The 5,424-nt window shown below is 48.0% G+C and carries 2 tRNA genes and 3 rRNA genes; all 5 read right to left on the reverse strand.

Going from position 1 to position 5,424, the window contains the following annotated elements:
* Positions 1–46: 46 nt before the first annotated feature.
* Positions 47–160: ribosomal RNA gene (gene rrf / locus BW928_RS11005) — 5S ribosomal RNA — on the reverse strand.
* A gap of 140 nt (positions 161–300) precedes the next feature.
* A 23S ribosomal RNA gene (locus tag BW928_RS11010) occupies positions 301–3,157 on the reverse strand.
* A gap of 246 nt (positions 3,158–3,403) precedes the next feature.
* Positions 3,404–3,479, reverse strand: a tRNA-Ala gene (locus BW928_RS11015).
* 5 nt (positions 3,480–3,484) lie between these two features.
* Positions 3,485–3,561 (reverse strand) — tRNA-Ile (locus BW928_RS11020).
* 158 nt (positions 3,562–3,719) lie between these two features.
* Positions 3,720–5,249, reverse strand: a 16S ribosomal RNA gene (locus tag BW928_RS11025).
* Together the 16S, 23S and 5S rRNA genes with 2 tRNA genes alongside form the textbook arrangement of a ribosomal RNA operon.
* Between the last annotated feature and the right edge of the window lie 175 nt (positions 5,250–5,424).

A 5,424-nucleotide genomic window follows, 5' to 3' on the forward strand; every position in this document is an offset into this window, starting at 1 on the left:
AACAACAAACCCCCTCCATCACTCGATGAAGGGGGCTTAAAAGGGATGCTGACGATGACCTACTCTCACATGGGCGAACCACACTACCATCGGCGCTAAGACGTTTCACTTCTGAGTTCGGGAAGGGATCAGGTGGTTCCATCTTGCTATTGTCGTCAGCGTAAAAGGATTAACAACGCTGTTATGAGTCTGTTATTTGCATTTAACTTGTTTTGTTAAAATCAATTCAAGATATTTTCTTTATCAAGCTTATTAGGTAAAATCTTTACACTTATTCATACTAAACCACTTGGGTGTTGTATGGTCAAGCCAAACGAGCAATTAGTATTGGTTAGCTACATGTATCACTACACTTCCACACCCAACCTATCAACGTCGTAGTCTACAACGGCTCTTTAGGGAAATCTTATCTTGAGGTGGGCTTCCCGCTTAGATGCTTTCAGCGGTTATCCCATCCGAACATAGCTACCCGGCAGTGCTACTGGCGTAACAACCGGAACACCAGAGGTTCGTCCACTCTGGTCCTCTCGTACTAGGAGCAGATCCTCTCAAATTTCCAACGCCCACGGTAGATAGGGACCGAACTGTCTCACGACGTTCTAAACCCAGCTCGCGTACCTCTTTAAATGGCGAACAGCCATACCCTTGGGACCTGCTTCAGCCCCAGGATGAGATGAGCCGACATCGAGGTGCCAAACACCGCCGTCGATATGAACTCTTGGGCGGTATCAGCCTGTTATCCCCAGAGTACCTTTTATCCGTTGAGCGATGGCCCTTCCATACAGAACCACCGGATCACTAAGACCTACTTTCGTACCTGCTCGACTTGTGGGTCTCGCAGTTAAGCGCGCTTTTGCCTTTATACTCTTTGAACGATTTCCGACCGTTCTGAGCGCACCTTCGTACTCCTCCGTTACTCTTTAGGAGGAGACCGCCCCAGTCAAACTACCCACCATACATTGTCCTTGATACTGTTATATCTAAGTTAGAACCCCAACATAACCAGGGTGGTATTTCAAGGTTGGCTCCATGGCAACTGGCGTCGCCACTTCAAAGCCTCCCACCTATCCTACACAAGTTAGGTCAAAGTTCAATGTAAAGCTGTAGTAAAGGTTCACGGGGTCTTTCCGTCTAGCCGCGGGTACACAGCATCTTCACTGCGATTTCGATTTCACTGAGTCTCTGCTGGAGACAGCGCTGCCATCATTATGCCATTCGTGCAGGTCGGAACTTACCCGACAAGGAATTTCGCTACCTTAGGACCGTTATAGTTACGGCCGCCGTTTACTGGGGCTTCGATCAAGAGCTTCGCATACGCTAACCCCATCAATTAACCTTCCAGCACCGGGCAGGCATCACACCCTATACGTCCACTTTCGTGTTTGCAGAGTGCTGTGTTTTTAATAAACAGTTGCAGCAGCCTGGTATCTGCGACTGCCAACAGCTCAAAGAGCAAGTCTTATCACCATCAGCAGCGTACCTTCTCCCGAAGTTACGGTACCATTTTGCCTAGTTCCTTCAGCAGAGTTCTCTCAAGCGCCTTGGTATTCTCTACCTGACCACCTGTGTCGGTTTCGGGTACGATTTGTTTATGACTATCGCTTAGAAGCTTTTCCTGGAAGCAGGGTATTTGCCACTTCGCCAGTAAACTGGCTTGCTATCAGATCTCAGTAATAGTCTAGCGGATTTGCCTACTAAACCTACCTACATCCTTCCACCTGGACAACCAACGCCAGGCTGACATAACCTTCTCCGTCCCTCCATCGCATCATAAACAAGTATCGGAATATTAACCGATTTCCCATCGACTACGCCTTTCGGCCTCGCCTTAGGGGTCGACTCACCCAGCCCCGATTAACGTTGGACTGGAACCCTTGGTCTTCCGGCGAACGGGCTTTTCACCCGTTTTGTCGTTACTCACGTCAGCATTCGCTCTTGTGATACCTCCAGCATACCTTACGATACACCTTCACAGGCTTACACAACGCTCCCCTACCACTTAATTGAAACAATTAAATCCGCAGCTTCGGCTCCTAGTTTGAGCCCCGTTACATCTTCCGCGCAGGCCGACTCGACTAGTGAGCTATTACGCTTTCTTTAAAGGGTGGCTGCTTCTAAGCCAACCTCCTAGCTGTCTGTGCCTTCCCACATCGTTTCCCACTTAACTAGGAATTTGGGGCCTTAGCTGGCGGTCTGGGTTGTTTCCCTCTTGACGACGGACGTTAGCACCCGCCGTCTGTCTCCCGGATAGTACTCTTGGGTATTCGGAGTTTGCATCGGTTTGGTAAGTCGGGATGACCCCCTAGCCGAAACAGTGCTCTACCCCCCAAGGTATTCGTCCGAGGCGCTACCTAAATAGCTTTCGGGGAGAACCAGCTATCACCGAGTTTGATTAGCCTTTCACCCCTATCCACAAGTCATCCCCTACCTTTTCAACGGGAGTGGGTTCGGTCCTCCGGTGCCTGTTACGGCACTTTCAACCTGCTCATGGATAGATCACTCGGTTTCGGGTCTATACCCTGCAACTAAAACGCCCTATTAAGACTCGGTTTCCCTACGCCTCCCCTACACGGTTAAGCTTGCTACAGAATATAAGTCGCTGACCCATTATACAAAAGGTACGCCGTCACGGAACAAGTCCGCTCCGACTGCTTGTATGCACACGGTTTCAGGTTCTATTTCACTCCCCTAACAGGGGTTCTTTTCGCCTTTCCCTCACGGTACTGGTTCACTATCGGTCAGTCAGGAGTATTTAGCCTTGGAGGATGGTCCCCCCATCTTCAGACAGAATTTCTCGTGTTCCGCCCTACTTAATATGTTAAAATTGCAGTTTCGCATACAGGACTATCACCTACTATGGTTGGCTTTCCCACGCCATTTTGCTACTACAAATCTAATCGGCTACTCCCCGTTCGCTCGCCGCTACTTGGGGAATCTCAATTGATGTCTTTTCCTCGGGGTACTGAGATGTTTCACTTCTCCCGGTTCGCCTCATAAAATAAATTATGATACCTAAGTTATCTTAGGTGGGTTTCCCCATTCAGAAATCGCCGGGTCACAGGATATTGCCACCTCACCGACGCTTATCGCAGGCTATCACGTCTTTCATCGCCTCTGACTGCCAAGGCATCCACCATGTGCACTTCATTACTTGACCATACAACCCCAAATAGTTTGTTGTCGTATGGGTAATGTGTAACGATTCACCTATGTTTACGCTTGATTCAGTTCTCTTTACTTTGTATTGATTGCTCAATACTGGTTAATTATTTGTTGGAATAAATAATTAACCCAGACTCATTACATGTTGTTAAATAATGTTATAAACTTCGTCAGTTTATAGATAGTTTCTACATTAAGTAGAAAGAAGAAATCTTCTAAAAGATTGCTTATTTCTAATTAATGGTGGAGTTAAGGAGAGTCGAACTCCTGACCTCCTGCGTGCAAGGCAGGCGCTCTACCAACTGAGCTATAACCCCATAAATGGTGGGTCTAATAAGACTTGAACTTATGACCCCCGCGTTATCAACACGGTGCTCTAACCAACTGAGCTATAGACCCGAAAGCCGTTAAAAAATTGCAACGCAATTTTAGGCTTGAGCCGAAAATCCCTTAGGTGGATTTTCGGTTGCCGAAGGCAAATTGCTTTTGCGACCTTCTAACTTTTATTCAACCAAAGAACAACTTGTTGTGAATTCTTGCCAATCAGATAACTTCGTTAAGGAGGTGATCCAGCCGCAGGTTCCCCTACGGCTACCTTGTTACGACTTCACCCCAGTCATCGACCCCACCGTGGTGATCGCCCTCTTGCGTTAGGCTAACCACTTCTGGTGAGATCAACTCCCATGGTGTGACGGGCGGTGTGTACAAGGCCCGGGAACGTATTCACCGCAGCATTCTGATCTGCGATTACTAGCGATTCCGACTTCATGGAGTCGAGTTGCAGACTCCAATCCGGACTACGATTGGCTTTTTGAGATTAGCATCACATCGCTGTGTAGCAACCCTTTGTACCAACCATTGTAGCACGTGTGTAGCCCTGGTCGTAAGGGCCATGATGACTTGACGTCGTCCCCGCCTTCCTCCAGTTTGTCACTGGCAGTATCCTTAGAGTTCCCACCTTAAAGTGCTGGTAACTAAGGAAAAGGGTTGCGCTCGTTGCGGGACTTAACCCAACATCTCACGACACGAGCTGACGACAGCCATGCAGCACCTGTATCACAGTTCCCGAAGGCACTAAGCTATCTCTAGCGAATTCTGTGTATGTCAAGACCAGGTAAGGTTCTTCGCGTTGCATCGAATTAAACCACATGCTCCACCGCTTGTGCGGGCCCCCGTCAATTCATTTGAGTTTTAACCTTGCGGCCGTACTCCCCAGGCGGTCTACTTATTGCGTTAACTGCGTCACTAAGTCTTCAAGAGACCCAACGACTGGTAGACATCGTTTACGGCGTGGACTACCAGGGTATCTAATCCTGTTTGCTACCCACGCTTTCGCACCTCAGTGTCAGTATGATGCCAGGAAGCTGCCTTCGCCATCGGTATTCCTCCAGATCTCTACGCATTTCACCGCTACACCTGGAATTCTACTTCCCTCTCACCTACTCTAGTTACCCAGTATCAGATGCAGTTCCCAGGTTAAGCCCGGGGCTTTCACATCTGACTTAAGTAACCACCTACGCGCGCTTTACGCCCAGTAATTCCGATTAACGCTTGCACCCTCTGTATTACCGCGGCTGCTGGCACAGAGTTAGCCGGTGCTTATTCTGTGGGTAACGTCAGGGCTAATAGGTATTAGCTATTAGCTTTTCCTCCCCACTTAAAGTGCTTTACAACCAAAAGGCCTTCTTCACACACGCGGCATGGCTGGATCAGGCTTTCGCCCATTGTCCAATATTCCCCACTGCTGCCTCCCGTAGGAGTCTGGGCCGTGTCTCAGTCCCAGTGTGGCTGATCATCCTCTCAGACCAGCTACAGATCGTCGCCTTGGTAGGCCTTTACCCCACCAACTAGCTAATCCGACTTAGGCTCATCTAATAGCGAGAGCTTACGCCCCCTTTCACCCGTAGGTCGTATGCGGTATTAGCTATCCTTTCGGATAGTTATCCCCCACTACTAGGCAGATTCCTAAGCATTACTCACCCGTCCGCCACTAAGTATCAGGAGCAAGCTCCCTAACTTCGTTCGACTTGCATGTGTTAAGCCTGCCGCCAGCGTTCAATCTGAGCCATGATCAAACTCTTCAGTTTAATCTTTTAAAGCTCATTTAGATATTACTAGCAAAATTTGCTCATCGTGTAAATGAATTAACTTTGAGATTTTTTGTCGAGATAATAAATAAATGATTTATTTTTTAATTTATTTAAGTATCTTGTATTGACAAAAATCCACACAAGTTGTTCTTTAGTTTGGATTTTAAATAGT

This window comes from Moraxella cuniculi DSM 21768, assembly GCF_900156515.1.
GTDB lineage: Bacteria > Pseudomonadota > Gammaproteobacteria > Pseudomonadales > Moraxellaceae > Moraxella > Moraxella cuniculi.